Annotated in this window: 14 protein-coding genes; 2 read left to right on the top strand and 12 right to left on the bottom strand. The window is 62.9% G+C overall.

Going from position 1 to position 14,477, the window contains the following annotated elements; all coding sequences use genetic code 11:
* The first annotated feature begins 119 nt into the window (after positions 1-119).
* Positions 120-1,124: a phosphotransferase enzyme family protein gene (locus C1D09_RS17400; RefSeq protein WP_143975476.1), complete on the top strand. Its 1,005-nt coding sequence runs from the start codon at positions 120-122 to the stop codon at positions 1,122-1,124.
* Positions 1,125-1,130: 6 nt separating this feature from the next.
* Here C1D09_RS17400 and fabG read toward each other — a convergent pair whose 3' ends face one another.
* The 7 genes from fabG to C1D09_RS17365 all read right to left on the bottom strand — a co-directional run bounded on the left by fabG (position 1,131) and on the right by C1D09_RS17365 (position 9,086).
* Positions 1,131-1,895 carry a 3-oxoacyl-ACP reductase FabG gene (gene fabG, locus C1D09_RS17395; protein ID WP_143975475.1) on the bottom strand — a complete coding sequence of 255 codons (765 nt, stop codon included), beginning with the start codon at positions 1,893-1,895 and terminating at the stop codon, positions 1,131-1,133.
* 80 nt (positions 1,896-1,975) lie between these two features.
* Positions 1,976-3,502 carry an APC family permease gene (locus C1D09_RS17390; protein WP_143975474.1) on the bottom strand — a complete coding sequence of 509 codons (1,527 nt, stop codon included), beginning with the start codon at positions 3,500-3,502 and terminating at the stop codon, positions 1,976-1,978.
* Positions 3,503-3,601: 99 nt separating this feature from the next.
* Positions 3,602-4,300 (bottom strand): cysteine hydrolase family protein, encoded by a 699-nt coding sequence (locus tag C1D09_RS17385; RefSeq protein ID WP_143975473.1) that lies wholly within the window; start codon positions 4,298-4,300, stop codon positions 3,602-3,604.
* A gap of 9 nt (positions 4,301-4,309) precedes the next feature.
* Positions 4,310-4,729, bottom strand: coding sequence for a diol dehydratase small subunit (locus C1D09_RS17380; protein WP_143975472.1), 420 nt, complete (start codon positions 4,727-4,729; stop codon positions 4,310-4,312).
* Positions 4,726-6,996 carry a propanediol/glycerol family dehydratase large subunit gene (locus C1D09_RS17375; protein ID WP_143975471.1) on the bottom strand — a complete coding sequence of 757 codons (2,271 nt, stop codon included), beginning with the start codon at positions 6,994-6,996 and terminating at the stop codon, positions 4,726-4,728. Before C1D09_RS17375 ends, C1D09_RS17380 begins: the two co-directional genes overlap by 4 nt.
* A gap of 282 nt (positions 6,997-7,278) precedes the next feature.
* Complete coding sequence (locus C1D09_RS17370) at positions 7,279-8,265, bottom strand: glycosyltransferase family 4 protein (protein WP_143975470.1); 987 nt, start codon at positions 8,263-8,265, stop codon at positions 7,279-7,281.
* Positions 8,229-9,086, bottom strand: a complete 858-nt coding sequence (locus C1D09_RS17365; protein ID WP_246135786.1) for a glycosyltransferase family 2 protein — start codon at positions 9,084-9,086, stop codon at positions 8,229-8,231. The genes C1D09_RS17370 and C1D09_RS17365 overlap by 37 nt, the downstream gene beginning before the upstream one ends.
* A gap of 142 nt (positions 9,087-9,228) precedes the next feature.
* On the opposite strand from C1D09_RS17365, the gene C1D09_RS17360 reads away from it, so the two are divergent.
* Positions 9,229-9,444 carry a hypothetical protein gene (locus C1D09_RS17360; RefSeq protein ID WP_143975469.1) on the top strand — a complete coding sequence of 72 codons (216 nt, stop codon included), beginning with the start codon at positions 9,229-9,231 and terminating at the stop codon, positions 9,442-9,444.
* Positions 9,445-9,516: 72 nt separating this feature from the next.
* On the opposite strand, the gene C1D09_RS17355 is transcribed toward C1D09_RS17360, so the two are convergent.
* From C1D09_RS17355 to C1D09_RS17335, 5 genes are read right to left on the bottom strand one after another with little or no spacing between them, the layout of a single operon-like run.
* Positions 9,517-10,266, bottom strand: a complete 750-nt coding sequence (locus C1D09_RS17355; RefSeq protein WP_143975468.1) for a ribonuclease activity regulator RraA — start codon at positions 10,264-10,266, stop codon at positions 9,517-9,519.
* Positions 10,267-10,289: 23 nt separating this feature from the next.
* A complete protein-coding gene (locus C1D09_RS17350) occupies positions 10,290-11,453 on the bottom strand; it encodes a mandelate racemase/muconate lactonizing enzyme family protein (RefSeq protein ID WP_143975467.1) in 1,164 nt (387 codons plus the stop codon).
* A gap of 26 nt (positions 11,454-11,479) precedes the next feature.
* Positions 11,480-12,577: an ABC transporter ATP-binding protein gene (locus tag C1D09_RS17345; RefSeq protein WP_143975466.1), complete on the bottom strand. Its 1,098-nt coding sequence runs from the start codon at positions 12,575-12,577 to the stop codon at positions 11,480-11,482.
* Between the two features lie 10 nt (positions 12,578-12,587).
* Entirely contained in the window at positions 12,588-13,478 is an 891-nt protein-coding gene (locus C1D09_RS17340; protein WP_143975465.1) for a carbohydrate ABC transporter permease, read from the bottom strand.
* Positions 13,475-14,434: a carbohydrate ABC transporter permease gene (locus C1D09_RS17335; RefSeq protein ID WP_143975464.1), complete on the bottom strand. Its 960-nt coding sequence runs from the start codon at positions 14,432-14,434 to the stop codon at positions 13,475-13,477. Before C1D09_RS17335 ends, C1D09_RS17340 begins: the two co-directional genes overlap by 4 nt.
* Positions 14,435-14,477: the final 43 nt, after the last annotated feature.

Raw genomic sequence — 14,477 nt, 5'->3', positions numbered from 1 at the left:
ATGGTCCAAACCTCGCTGAAATTGTCAGGCGTCCCGTGCGAACGGGCGGCTGGGCTTGCCGAGATCGCGCGGGTTCCGGCAGGGAGCAGGTGTGCTGGGATAAGGCAGGACGGACGGTAATGGATTTCGACGCGCTCACCCACGACCAGCAACTCGGGATCCTGCGGGAAACCGCGGAGGCGGCCACCGCCAACTACGACCTGCCGGCGGACGTTTCCGTCGAGATGATCAACCTGTCGGAGAACGCGACCTACAAGATTGCGGCTCGCGACGGCCGGCGCTGGGCGCTCCGCATCCATCGCGACGGCTACCATTCAAGGACGGCCATTCAATCTGAACTGGCCTGGCTGACCGATCTGCGCCAGACCGGGATCGTCGCCACGCCCGTGCCGGTCGCGGGCAAGGACGGCGAACAGATCCAGCGTGTCGGCCATGCCAGATTGGCGCAACCACGCCATGTCGTGCTGTCGCAATGGGAGACCGGTTCGGAGCCGGGCATAGGCGAGGCGCTTGGCGAACCTTTCGAGCTGCTGGGCGAGGTGACCGCCCGCATGCACATCCACGCCCGGCAGTGGAAGCGCCCTTCCTGGTTCAGCCGTCCTGTGTGGGATTTCGAAACGAGCCTCGGCGAGGAGAGGCCGCATTGGGGACGTTGGCGTGACGGCATCGGCGTCGACGCCGCGAAAGCCCGGCTTTTTGGGCGCACCGCGGAGCTGATCGGCCGCCGGCTCGCCGCTTTCGGCAAGGGCCATGACCGCTTCGGCCTCATCCATTGCGACCTGCGGCTCGCCAACCTTCTGATCGACGGCAAGACGGTGAAGGTCATCGACTTCGACGACTGCGGCTTTGGCTGGTACATGTACGACGCGGCGACGCCCATCTCTTTCTACGAGCACGAGCCACAGGCGGCCGATCTCATCCGGTCATGGACGACTGGCTATCGGCGTGTGCTTGACCTGCCCAGGGCGGACGAAGACGAGATCCCGACCTTCGTGATGCTGCGCCGCCTGCTCTTGGTCGCGTGGATCGGCTCGCACGCCGAGACAGACCTCGCCAAGTCGATGGGCCTTCCCTATACCGAGGGAACGGTTGGGCTGTGCGAGGCCTATCTGAGCAAGTTTTGAACCACCCTATGCCAGAGCCTCCAGGCTCTCCGGCAGGATCTGGCCGCCATCGACAATGAGTGTCTGTCCCGTCACGTAGCCGGCTTCCTTCGACGCAAAGTAGAGCGCGGCGTGGCCGATGTCCTCCACGCGTCCGAGCCTCTTGAGCGGGATCGAGGCGGCCATGGTCTTCTGGTAGTCGTCGCCCAGGCCGGCAAGGCCCTCGGTCACGATGTTGCCAGGCATGACGGCGTTGACGGTGATGCCGTATCTCGCCAGTTCGATGCAGGCCGTTCGCATGAAGCCGAGCTGTCCCGCCTTGGTGGCGCCGTAGTGCGACCAGCCGGGAAAACCGGTGATCGGGCCGGTGATCGACGACGTCAGCACAACGCGGCCCTGGTCGGATGTCTTGAGATAGGGAACCGCCGCCTTGACCGCGTGGAAGGTGCCCTTGAGGTTGGTGTCGACAACCTCGTCCCATTGCTGTGAGGTCATGTCCTCGAGCCGTGCCTGGGGGAAGATGCCGGCATTGGCGCACAATACGTCGATACCGCCGCTTCTCTTGGCCGCCACTTCAAGCGCGCTCTCGATGCTGGCGAGCGAGGTGACGTCGCCAACCACGCCAAAGGCGCCATGACCGATCTCGGCGGCCGCGGCTTCGGCCTGGTCGGGATGGCGTGCAACGATGGCGACCTTGGCGCCCGAGAGTGCGAACACCCGCGCTATGCCCTTGCCGATGCCTTTCGACCCGCCGGTGACGACGACGGACCGACCCTTCAAAGACTGGGTCATGACTTGAAGCTCCAAAATGAGACGGGGACAGAGTGATGCCCCGTCCCCGTTGACGCAAGAAATCCAGGGCGAGGAATGCCCTAGCCCTCGTTCACCATGTGACCGATGTTGTCATACGCCTTGGGGTTGGCCGACTTCAGCACGAAGCCCCAGATCAGGCCGACGATAAGGATCGCAAGCCCGACATAGGGGATGCTCCTGGCAAAGCCATTGGTGCCGCCCAGAGTCGCCAGATTGGCGACCAGCGTATAGACGAGGACCAACTGCACAACGAGCGAGATCAACGGCGCGATGACAGTCGTCAGCATGCTGCCGCCGCCGTTCTTCTTGAACCACATGTAGATGGCCAGCGAGACAACCGCCTGCAGCACCAAAAGCAGTCCGGTGCCAAGCACGGCAAACAGCGTATAGACCCCAAGCCAGGCCTGTCCCGACGGATCGTCGAAGCCGTAGGCCAGACCGTAGAGCAGCACCCATACCGCCGCCAGCACCGACTGCAGCGCCGAGGCCTTGTGTGGGCTCTTGTGGTGGTCATGCGTCTCGGCGATCGCCTGCGGCAGAACGCCCTCGCGCGCCAGCGAATACAGATAGCGGGAAGCGGTGTTGTGGAAAGCCATGCCGCAGGCGAAGGAACTGGTCAGGATGAGCAGCGACATCAGCTGGTAACCCCAGCCGCCGACAAAACTCTGCACCGGCGTCAGGAAGAAGTTCACGCCATCGGAGAAGGCCTTGGCTACCATATCGGCCTCGGTCGGATAGGCCGCCACCGCGCACCAGCTGACGAAGGTGTAGAACAGGCCAAGGCCGATGACCGAAATCAGCAGCGATTGCGGAATGATGCGCTTCGGATCGCGGGATTCCTCGGCATAGTTCGGCGCCATCTCGAAGCCGACCCACGACCAGAACGCCATGAAGATGCCGACGGCCGCTTCMCCCGCCGGTATGGCGACGCTGCCGACCTTCTGCTCGGCGACAGGCGTGAACACCTTGAACACATTGAGCGAATCGCCGGAAAAATTCGTCCCGCCATGGGCAAGAATCACACCCAGCGAAAAGATCACCAGCATGATCACTTCAAGAATGAGGGCTATGCCGAGCAGCCGTGCCGAAACCTTCACATCGCGGTAGGCGAGCGCTGCGATGACCAAGATCATGGCGAGCGCCAGCACGATCCACGGCACGTTGATGCCGAAATGCTGCGAAAGCCACAGATTGCCGAAAAAGGCGAACAGCCCGGTGAGCGAGGCCTCGAACAGCGAGTAGCAGGCGAGCGAGCCGATGCCCGCCGACATGCCGACCTCGCGGCCGAGCCCCTGGCTGATGAAGGAGTAGAAGCCGCCGACCGACGATACGCGCGATGCCATCGCGGCATAGCCGATCGAGAAGATGGTCAGCACGATCGTCGCCATGAGGAAGGCGGCAGGGGTATATTTGCCGATGCCATAGCCGGCAGCGAACGGGACATTGCCCAGCATCGCCGACATTGGCGCCGCGCCGGTGACGGCCAGAAAGAGCACTCCGGCGAGCCCAACGGCCTTCGAGTGCAAAAGATTGATGCTGTTGCTCTTCGAGACGTCGATCGTCCCGCGTGCAGTTTCAATGGCCATGAAGCCCTCTCCATTCGTGACAGCTAAATGCAGTTCCCCGCACAGGGCGGCCGATGTGTCCCGGCCTGCTCGTGCCGCGATGACACTACGGACGCAGCGTCACTTTGCCAAGGCCATGATTTTGCATAGCTCGCCGCTCGACATCACGTGACAATAGATCATGTTGATGATTTCGAGCTCCTTGTGGTGAAGCTCCTCGGTCGCCGCCGCGCAGCAATCCTCGAGCACGATGACGGCATAGCTCTCATCCGCCAGGCTGCGCACCGTCGAGGACACGCACTGGTCCGTGAAGATACCGCAGCAGATGACATTTCGGATGCCGAGATTGTGAAGGATCAGGCGCAGATTCGTCCCCGTCAGCGCGGAATCGGTGGTCTTGGTCACCACGATCTCGTCGCCGGCCGGCTGGAGCTCGGCAACCAGCTGCGACGGTGCGTCGTCCTTTGGCAGCAGCAAGTTGTTCCAGCCCGGCATTTTCTGGGAGAGCGAGCGGTCACGCCCGTCCTTGGTGTGACAGGCGATGCGGGCAAAAAGACATTCGATGCCGTTTTGCCGTGCCAGTGCCAGCAGTCTTGCCGTGTTCGGTATGACCGTGCCGTGCATACGCTCGTGGAACGGCGTCCACAGATCGTAACGGTGCTGTTCCTGCGGCGAAAGCGATGCGCGATCCGGCCGCTCCAGGTAGGTGTTCTGAACGTCGATGACGAGGATGGCTGTTTGCGCCGGCACCAGCACCGGATCATCCGGCTCGGGCGCACCGAGGTAATAGAGCGAACGGAATCCGGTTTTCCAGCTCATGCGGTCCTTTCAGAAGCGGAACGTGAAGAGCCCTCGCGCCGCATAGGTCTCGGCGGCCTCTTCGATGAAACGGGCGATGCGTTCGGCCTGATAGGTATGGCGCATCGTGGCCGCGGCCTCGAGCAGTTCTTCCTTGGATTTGGCGCGGCCGGGGCGCAGCAGTTCATAGACCTGCATGATGAAATCCTGCGGCACCTCGACAAGCTCCGCCCCGCGCTCGAAGTTGAGTGCCAGTGTCGGCCGTCCGACATCGCGCGCCACATCGGCCTGTGCCTGCAGCGCTTGTGGGGTGATGCGGAGGTCCTCCATCGTCACGTCGCCCGCGAGCACCGAATCCAGCGTTATGTCGGCAAGCGACTTGCCGCGCTTGCCCGTCACGGCGCCGGGCTGTGTTTCGGCGAGCGGATAGTCGGCGCGCGTATGGGTCACGATTTCACTCCCGTCAGGGTGACGTCGACCTCTTCGGGAGCCGCACCAGCCTCGGTCAGTCCGGTTTCGATGGCGTAGATGAGGGCGACGCGGGCGTGGTAGCGCGACCCCATGGCCTCGCCGCGCTGCGGCACCACGACGGGCTCCGGCATTTCGCCCAGCGCATAGGCTGCCGCATTGGCGCCCAGCGCGCGATAGTGCTCGAGCCTGGTGATCGGCGCGTTGGAAAACAGTTCGAGGTTGTTGTGCGGCTGGCGGTCACGCTGGTGGATGACGGCCGTGCCCTTGGCCTGGATGCCGATGCCGATGCCGCTGCCGGCCATCCGGGCGGCGGACAGGCCGAGGAAGGAGGTATCGGCCGTATGGCGGAAGCGGACGACGCGCGCCTTGAGCCCCCGCGCGCGGATAGCATCGAGCATGGCGCCGAGCACTTCGGAGAGCCGATGTCCGGCCGTCGTCCGGTAAAGCTTGAGCCCGAAAGCCGGGCTGATGCCAATGACCACATCGTCCTTCGCCGATCCGTTGGCCGCGGGCCCCAGGTTGCGATAGCGGATATGCCTTGTCTCGTCCTTTTCGTGCAGGGCTTCCGAGCGCAGCACCTCCTTCTGGTCCAGCACATCGCGGATGTCGTTGAGCTGCAGGCGCCGTTCTTCGGACACGCGGTAGCCGGAACCCGGGCCGAGATAGTCGTTTGGATCGTTGACCGCGCTGACGATCCGCCCATTGCGGATCATCGCCGATGTCTGGAGATAGTCGCCGGAAAGGCGCAGCTTGACCACGTCGAGGAGGTTCTCAGCCTCTTCGCGGAACCCACGCCTGGCCAACGCCTTGACGACGTCGAGCACGGTGATGCCGCGCTCCTTGATGGCTTCGCTGATAAAGCTGACGTCACGCGGCATCAGGCTGCGCGTATCGTCGGAACCGGACGCATAGACCACGCTGCTCTTCATGTCCTCGGTCGGTGAGGAAAGGCCGAGTTCCTCGAACACGGCGGCGATCGCTTCCACCGCCCGCTCGCGCAGCTCGATCGCGCGCGACTCGGGCAGCGGCGTCAGCCCGCCATCGGCCTCGAAATCACGCTGCAGCACAAGATAATCTTCCAGTTCCTCGCCGTTGATCAGCGACGGGTTGAAAGAATTGTCGTATTTCAGGATCGATCCCATTCCGGAGCAGATCAGATCCGAACCGGCAATCAGGTAGGGAAGGATCTTGGCGCCGACGCGAATTTCGGATTCGGTCGAGCGCGCGTCATTGCCCGAGGCGCATTCGAGATCGAGCCAGACGGCGATGAGGTTCTCGGCCATCAGTTCGCGAACACCGCCGGGTATGGTGGCGGTCAAAGGCGCTCCGTCGATACCGCCATTCTGCGTGCCTTGCACCCCCATGCCGCGCTGCAGGCAGAGGCAGCGCGCTTCCAGGTAGAGCAGCGATTTGGCTTCGTGGAAGCCCATCAGCAACTCGGAGCCGGCACCCGACGTACAGCGCATCTTGACGCCGCGCGAGGCGTAGGCGGCGGCCAGAAATGCCTTGGACCACGGCGTGTCGTCGCCATCGGTGAACGACTTTTCAGTGCCGTAGACCGAAACGGTCTCGGCGTAGGAGGTGAAGCCGGCCATCGCGATGCGCAGCTCTTCGGCTTCCTCGCTGGAGCATTGGAACAGCGTTCCCCAGCGACCGACAGCGCCACCTACCGCGCACGCCACCGCGTTGGACCAGGCGTTGCGCGACACGCGCATCGTTGTCTCGATCTCGTCGAAGCCGAAGGCGACGGCGGTCGCTGCATCGGCGGCGAGTTGCAGGGGATCGTCCTTGGCGTTGGTGACGTGCGCCTGGTTGCCGGGCGTCTTGCGGGCCCGCATCTTAGAGTAGGCGAAGGCGATCTCCAGCGCGTTGAGCCGCGACACCACATCGGCGAGTTTGGCGGGTGTCATGCCATGGGCGAGCCGCACCAGCGTTTCGCGCGGCACATTCATGTCGACCAGCCAGCGTGCGACGGTCGCCGAGTCCAGCGCCATCGCTTCAGGCGCCACCTCCGGATCGATGTGATGGCGGGCGATGAAGCGGTCGATCATGTCGTAGTCGTGTTCGAGCACCCCATCGAGGGATACGACGCGCCCGCCCTCGATGCCGATGCCAGGTTGCGGATCGGCCGGACTGGAGAAAGCGGAGAAGCCGTTGGCGGGGTCTTCCGCCGCAAACTTGTCCAGCCGCAACGGCCGCTCGTCCCAGTCGGCGAAGCGCTTCCAGCGGTTCAGTTTCGGCGTCATGCGTGCGATCCTCGACCCGGCCGAAAGACTAGTGAATGCCTACGCGCCACACAATGGCCCTGGATCGACCGCCGGCCAAGGGCGCGCACGCCACAGGCTCAAAATACGCGAGGCTCCTCGCCATCCTGCCGATCCTTGCAGCAGAGGCACTCGAAATCCACCGACGGCAGAGGCGCCGGTGCCACAGGTCCTACGCCATTCTGCTTCGTTTTGCGGGAACGTGGCGCGACGTGTTTCGGCATCGAGCCCGGCCGTCAAAGATCAGGTTTGGCCGGGCAAGTCTCACGGGCCCGACCGCTCCGGCGCAGCGAGCAACGAGGTAAACATCTGCGCGTAGTTCTCTGCCTGCACGCCCCAATCCCACTCTCGGATCGTCTCGATCATGCGGGCGGCCATCCGCGCCCGGAGCGATGGCATGTCCCGCAACAGGGCGAGCCTGTTCGCTAGCCCTTCCGCGGTCCCATCGAAGAACAGCCCGTTGTCGCCATCCCGAATCAGCTCCGGCATGTTTCCCACACGGGTCGTCACCAAGGGGACGCCGCACGCCGCCGCCTCCAAGCAAGGATTGGGAGTGCCTTCGCTGCGACTGGCGCAGACATAAACGTCGAGATCCCGGTAGAAGTCGAGCATTTCGTCATGGTTGCGCCAGTGTTGCTCCCGAATCGCGGTCTGCAGTCGCACGCCCGGCACGGCAGCGACCGCGGGCTCGATGACGTCGTGGAAGCCGCGATGTGCCGGACCATGGTTGCCGAGACTTCCCGCCCATCCGACGCGGAGCTCACCGGGATAGGGTTGCGGCTCTGGCGGGGGGCAAAAGAATGTCGTGTCGACTCCATTGGGCGTGTAGTGGACCGGAATACGCAGCAGAGGAGCGTATTCGTGCTCGAGCTTCCGATTGTTGACAAAGACGGCGCGCGCCAACCGCTGCAGGATAGCGAGCCCGGGCTCGCGGAATTCGCCCTCCATCTCCCTGTGGCTGCAGATCCCGATGAGCAGCCTGTCGGACCGCCGGGCGAGGACCGATTCCGGCAGAGGCAGCTTCGCGATCTGGAACCAGTAGAAGATGAGCACGATATCCGCCGCGTTCACGTCGGACTCAGTCACATCATGCTGAAATCGTTCGACGATCTCGAACCTTCTTGCCAGCACGCGCCGAAGATTCTGGGTCTTTCTATCGATCGCCCAGCCGGGTCGGTCCGCGATCGCCAAGATGCGGGGGAGCTGTCCATCGCTCACGAGGCGTACCGCGCCAGCCAGTGCGCCAACCATGGATTGGCGTCGTCCAGATCATCGTCCGTCACAGTGGTGCGCACCTGGGCAGCGTCCGGCAGTTGGATATCGCCGGGTCGCAAGCGGGGTCGCCATCCGTGCCAACCACGACCATTGACCTCCTCGCTCAGGAACCGGCGGCCACCATACTTGCGCGCGGCGTGCTCTGCGCTCAGGAACAGATAATGCTTCATGCGAAAACGCTCGGGCGATAGCCTCACCGGCTCCCCGAAGCGCACGCGATGGCCCCCTGACCAAGCGATCTCCATGGGGCCGTCCTGTTTCTTGTACGCACGCACGCAGTGCGGGGAGAACGGCCGGAACGGATAGTAGCTGCGCAGCGTGTGTTGGTAATTGGGATTGTCGTGATCGGGGGCTTCCCTGGTGGGAATGAACGTGAACTCCGAAGACTCGATCGCATTGAAGCCGAGTGCGTCGGCTGCCGCAATGGCGGAGACCAACGATGAGTACGAGGTCGGCGGAAGATGGATCTCGTCAGCGTCGAGATGCATGAACCAGTCAGCATCAAGCGACTGAAATAGTTCCTCTTTGCGGCGAAGAAGCTGTTCCCAGCAATACCAGCCGTTGTGCGGGATGCTTTCGAAACCTATCAATCCGGCCCCGCGGTAGCGCTGGGCAATCTCAAGCGTTCGGTCCGTCGACTGATTGTCGCAAATGTAGACCTGTACGCCTTGACGAAGGAGGTTCTCGATACATCCAGCGACGAACCGTTCCTCGTTCCGTGTTGTCAGGACCGCGACGACGCGCGGGAAGTTCCTGTCACGCGCAGCATGCGCAATTCGGCTGTTGAGTCCGACCAAGTTCCTCAATCCTTCGTTGTATGCTCCCGGATGCCATGCTGGCCGGTCAACTGGCGCAATTACTGAACTTGCCTGAAATGACAAGTCTAAAGACTCAAGGGCTGCCATGCCAACGCGCCGTCACGTGAAGTGCAACACGCTCATGGCGGTTCCCGTCGCGATCGCGAGTCTCGGGAATATGCGTATCCGGAAAGAGGCCGGACGGCCGCTTGTGGCGGCGGCGCGCTTCTGCACAAGGGAACGGGACGGCGTGGCCGAGTTGCCTGATACGTTGCGTCTTCTTCAGGCAGCCTATTCAGGCCGCCTATTGGTGAAGCGGACCCGAAATATCCGCGTGGCGACCGAAATGTCGGTGTGAGCGGCGCGACGATACGGCGAATGGCCATCGCGCCGCTGGAAGGGCTGCCGCGCGCCGCGCTCGATCCCTGCGTTAAGTTGGGTTGCCCAAGCCGTTTGTCTTGCGCCACGCCTCGTACTCTGCGCGGGCGTCGTCATGCAGCGGATAGTAGCGTTGCAAGGGGGCGCCCTGAAGGAGCTTCTCTCGCGAGAACTCTTCCCAATCGTGATGTGTCTTCGCCTCTTCGATGACCTTTGCGGCCATTGCGACGGGAACCACCACGACGCCATCATCGTCGGCAACGATGATGTCGCCGGGGATTACCGTGACGCCGCCGCAGGCAATCGGAACGTTGACGGCATTGGGATAGATGCTGGTCTGCACATGATAGTTGGGCGTCCAGCCGCGCAGCCAAAGCGGCAGGTCGAGCTTTTCGACATTGGGCCTGTCGCGCATGCATCCGTCGATGACGATGCCCGCGCCGCCTCGGCCCTTGAAATAGGTCGACATCATGTCGCCGAAGACACCCGAGCTCATGTCGCCGCGCGCGTCGACCACGACCACGTCGCCTTCCTGGGCGTGATAGAGCACATGCCGATGCAATTGTGTCTCCGGATCGGCATACTCCCCCTCGTTGAAGAGATCAGGCCGCTGCGGCAGGAACTGCAGCGTCAGCGCCGGCCCGACGATCGACTTACCGTGGTTCTGCGCCACCGGTCCGACCATATGCGGATTGCGGAAGCCCATATGGCCGAGCGTGCCGGCAACGGTCGCGGCACCGATCTCCCTCAGCCCCTCGATCAGGTCCTTGGGCGGCCGAATGATGTCGGAGGTATGCGTCATGGTGGACTCCGGTTGAAATTGAACTACCAGTTGGTGACAGAACCATCGCGGCGCTTGAGGTGGGGCGCTTCCCAGAAGCGGAAGCTCTGCGCCTGGATCGCCGCCTCGTTGACCTCGACGCCGAGCCCCGGCAGATCGCCGACCGGATAGGCGGGCCCCTCGAGTTGTGGTTGCACGGGGAAGAACTCGGAACTGTCGAAGCCCAGCTTCCTTTCAGGCACCCTGGTCTCGAGCCAGGCGAAATTGGGGACCGCGGCGGCGAGATGCACGGTCGCGGCCGTGCACACCGGCCCGAGCGGATTGTGCGGCATCAGGTCGACATAGTGCGCCTCGCTCCAGCCAGCGACCTTCATCGCTTCGGTGAGCCCGCCGACATTGCAGACATCGAGCCGGTTGAACTGATGGATGCCGCGCTCGATGTAGGGCAGGAACTGCCACTTGCTGGCAAATTCCTCGCCGATGGCGAACGGGATGTCGGTCATCGTGCGCAGGGATTCGTAGGCTTCCGGGGTTTCGTCGCGTATCGGCTCCTCAAGGAAATCGAGCACGCCGCGGCCGAGCTTGTTGCAGAAGCTCGCCGCCTCGGCCACCGACAGCCGATGATGATAGTCGATGCCGAGGACGACCTCGTCGCCCAGTGCCTCGCGGGCCTTGTTCAGCATCCGAGCGGTCACGCCGATCGACTCGCGCGGCTCGAAGATGTCCTTGCTGTTTTGCCCGGCCGGGAAGAAGCGGATCGCCTGCCAGCCCTGCTCGCACAGTTCGCGGGCTCGTTCGATGGCGACATCTCCCTCGGCCTCGTCACCGGTCGAGGCGAAGGTGGGGACGCGGTCGCGCTGCTTGCCGCCGAGCAGTTCGTATACCGGCACGCCCAGCGCCTTGCCCTTGATATCGTGAAGCGCGATGTCGATGGCGGAAATCGCCGCTTGCAAAACGCGCCCGCCTTCAAAGTACTGGCTGCGATAGGCCTCTTGCCAGATGCGGCCGATCTGCAGGGGATCGCGACCGATGAAGAATTCGCGATAGTGCTCGACCGCGCCGGTGACGGCTCTCTCGCGGCCGCTCAAGCCGCTCTCGCCCCAGCCGAAGATGCCCTGGTCGGTCTCGACCTTCACCAGCATCTGGTTGCGCGTTCCGACCCACGCCGGGTAGGGCTTGATCGCGGTGATCTTGAGCTTCGTCGTCATCCACGCCCGTGTCCCAAACGCCTGTCTCAGGCGGCCTCTAGAGCCATTTCAGTTTCGCCGTCGAACAGGTGCATCCGCTCCTGATCGAACTCCAGCCAGATCTGCTCGTCAGGTTTGACGGCAATGTTGGGGGACACGCTGATGTTGACGATGGCGCCCGAGAGCAGCGCCTGCACGAAGGTCACGTCTCCGGTTGGTTCCACCGTATAGGCCTTGGCCGGAATGGCGCCGGGAACCGCGCTCTTGTGGAGTTTGATCGTCGAGTGTCGCGCACCGAGCACGACCTTCCTGCCGGTCGCTCTCTGGGCCTTGCGTGCGTTGAGTTGCGACAGCCCGAGGCTCCAGCCTTCCGCGCTCTTCAGGACGGTGTCGCCGTTTGCCGTCGATGCCTCCAGCGGAATAAGGCTCATCGCCGGGCTGCCGACGAAGCTGGCGACGAACATGTTGGCGGGATGCGCGAAAACCTGCGCCGGCGAATCATATTGCTGCAGATAGCCGCCGTTCATCACAGCCATCCTGTCCGCCATGGTCACGGCCTCGAGCTGGTCGTGCGTCACATAGACGATCGTCGCCTTGAGGTCCTGATGGAACCGCTTGATTTCGGACCGCATCTGGACGCGCAGCTTTGCGTCGAGATTTGACAGCGGTTCGTCCATCAGGAACACCGCCGGATCGCGAACAAGCGCGCGGCCAAGCGCCACGCGCTGCTGTTGCCCGCCCGAAAGTTCGCGCGGCTTGCGCTCGAGCAACTGCGTCATGTCGAGCACACGCGCTGCTTCCCGGACCTTCTTGTCGATCTCGGCCTTGGGCAGCCTGCGCATCTGCAGCGGGAAGGCGAGGTTCATGTAGACCGACTTTTGCGGATAGAGCGCGTAGTTCTGGAACACCATCGCGATGTCCCGGTCCTTGGGGTCGAGGTCATTGACCACCTGGTCGCCGATGACGATGTCGCCCGATGTGATCGGGATCAGCCCGGCGATGAGGTTGAGCGTTGTCGTCTTACCGCAGCCCGAGGGGCCGACGAGCGCGACGAACTCGCCGTCATTGACGGTCAGCGAAACCTCGTTGACGGCTTTGAAGCTGCCATAGGTCTTGACGAGATCTTTGAGGACCACATGGGCCATCGGCAACTCCCTAATGCTTGACCGCGCCTTCTGTAAGGGCGCGTACGAAGTATCGTTGCAGGACCAGGAACAGCACGACGACGGGCACGCTCATCATGAAGCTGGCCGCCATCAGGCCCGGAAAGTCCGTCGTGTTTTCCGAGAAGAAGCGCTGGATGCCGACCGGCAGCGTCAATTGTTCGTTCTTGGAGAGAAAGGTGTAGGCGTAGATGTACTCGTTCCACGCACCGATGAAGGAATAGATCGCCGTGGCGATGATCCCCGGCGTCGAGAGCGGCATCACGATCAGGATAAAGGCCTGGAACCTCGTTGCCCCGTCGATGCGCGCCGCCTGCTCGAGCTGCACCGGGATGTTGTCGTAGAAGCCCTTGAGCAGCCAGATCGCCAGCGGCAGGCCGAAGGTGAGATAGGTGAGAACGAGCGAGCCATGCGTGTTCACCAGCCCGATCGCGCGCATCAGGATGAACAGCGGGACGAGAAAGATCACCGCCGGGAACATGTTGCGAAGCAAGACGGTGAAGAACAGGAAGTTCCGGCCCGGAAAGGTGAAGCGCGAAAACGCGTAAGCCGCCGGAACCGCCACGATCACCGAAAGGACAGTCGTGGCGGCGGAGACGTAGAGGCTGTTCCAGAAGAAGCGGAGGAAGTCCTGGCCGACACTGTTCTGCGGATCGAGCAGCTTCTGGTAGCTGGCCAGGGTCGGTTGGTCAGGCCACCATTGCGGCGGGAATTGCATCGCGGCGAAGCCGGACTTGATCGAGGTGATCAGCATCCAGGCCATCGGCAACGCGGTGTAAAGCAGCATGAATACGAGGAAGATGCGCCCGCCCCAGCGCCATCCGTCTATGCGCATGCGGCGATGGGCCTGGCCTCGACGCGATGTCTCGGCAATCGTGCTCATGCGCCTTCATCCCTCCGGTCGTTGCCGCTTAGCGCGCGGACATAGAAGTAGCCCAGCGTCATCAGGATGATGAACAGCAGCACCGAATAGGCCGATGCCACCCCCCAGCGCTGCCGGCCGAAGGCGAGCTCATAGATGTGGGTGATCCAGATATGCGATGCGTTCGACGGGCCGCCGCCGGTCATGATCCAGGGGATGATGAAGGAGTTGAAGTTGGCGACTGCCAGCAGCAGGATCGTCACTGTCGAGACATTGCTCAAATGCGGGAAGGTGACGTGCCAGAAGCGCTGCCACGCATTGGCTCCGTCGACCTTGGCGGCGCGCAGCAACTGGTCGGGAACCGTCTGGAGGCCGGCCATCATCATGATCATGGCGAACGGAAATTCGCGCCAGATGTTGACGACGATGAGGGAGGGCAGCACCGTTGAGACACTGTCGATGAAATTCGGCGGCCGGTCGGCCAATCCAAGGCCGACCAGCACCGCGCCGATGATGCCGAAGTCCGAATGGTAGATCCACTTCCAGATATAGGAGGCGGCGACCGCGCTGATGACCCAGGGAATGATCAGGATGGCGCGCAGGACACCACGGCCGAAAAAGTCGCGGTGGAGAGCCAGCGCCGCGGCAAACCCCAGAACGAAGGAGATGACGGTGGATCCCACCGTCCAGATCAGCGTGTTCCAGGTGACCTTCCAGAACACCGCACTGGTGAGGATGGTCGTGTAGTTGTTGAAGCCGACGAAAGTCTTGTCGCGGAGCTGCAGGCCAGGCGGCGTATTAAAGAATGACAGATCGATCGTGTAGTAGATCGGATAGGCGATGACGACGAGCATCACGGCGATCGCGGGCAGCACGTACGCGTAGTCGGCGCGATGCTCCCAGATCTTGCGCAGCACGCCGGCTCTACCGGTTTGCAATCTTCGGCGAGCCTCGGCCTTGCCGGTCACTATCGTCACTTTGGCGTGCCCTTGTTCTTCGGAACGAACCGGCTGACCCGCG

This window comes from Mesorhizobium intechi, from assembly GCF_002879535.1.
GTDB classification, from domain to species: domain Bacteria; phylum Pseudomonadota; class Alphaproteobacteria; order Rhizobiales; family Rhizobiaceae; genus Mesorhizobium; species Mesorhizobium intechi.
Note: the sequence above shows the minus strand (reverse complement) of the source record. Positions and strands in the feature narration are given on the sequence as shown.

Excerpts from the sequence above, each read along its gene's own strand:
- C1D09_RS17400 (WP_143975476.1), top strand. The coding sequence starts at position 120 with ATGGATTTCGACGCGCTCACCCACGACCAGCAACTCGGGATCCTGCGG.
- fabG (WP_143975475.1), bottom strand. The coding sequence starts at position 1,895 with ATGACCCAGTCTTTGAAGGGTCGGTCCGTCGTCGTCACCGGCGGGTCG.
- C1D09_RS17385 (WP_143975473.1), bottom strand. The coding sequence starts at position 4,300 with ATGAGCTGGAAAACCGGATTCCGTTCGCTCTATTACCTCGGTGCGCCC.
- C1D09_RS17375 (WP_143975471.1), bottom strand. The coding sequence starts at position 6,996 with ATGACGCCGAAACTGAACCGCTGGAAGCGCTTCGCCGACTGGGACGAG.
- C1D09_RS17370 (WP_143975470.1), bottom strand. The coding sequence starts at position 8,265 with ATGGTTGGCGCACTGGCTGGCGCGGTACGCCTCGTGAGCGATGGACAG.
- C1D09_RS17360 (WP_143975469.1), top strand. The coding sequence starts at position 9,229 with ATGGCGGTTCCCGTCGCGATCGCGAGTCTCGGGAATATGCGTATCCGG.
- C1D09_RS17355 (WP_143975468.1), bottom strand. The coding sequence starts at position 10,266 with ATGACGCATACCTCCGACATCATTCGGCCGCCCAAGGACCTGATCGAG.
- C1D09_RS17350 (WP_143975467.1), bottom strand. The coding sequence starts at position 11,453 with ATGACGACGAAGCTCAAGATCACCGCGATCAAGCCCTACCCGGCGTGG.
- C1D09_RS17345 (WP_143975466.1), bottom strand. The coding sequence starts at position 12,577 with ATGGCCCATGTGGTCCTCAAAGATCTCGTCAAGACCTATGGCAGCTTC.
- C1D09_RS17340 (WP_143975465.1), bottom strand. The coding sequence starts at position 13,478 with ATGAGCACGATTGCCGAGACATCGCGTCGAGGCCAGGCCCATCGCCGC.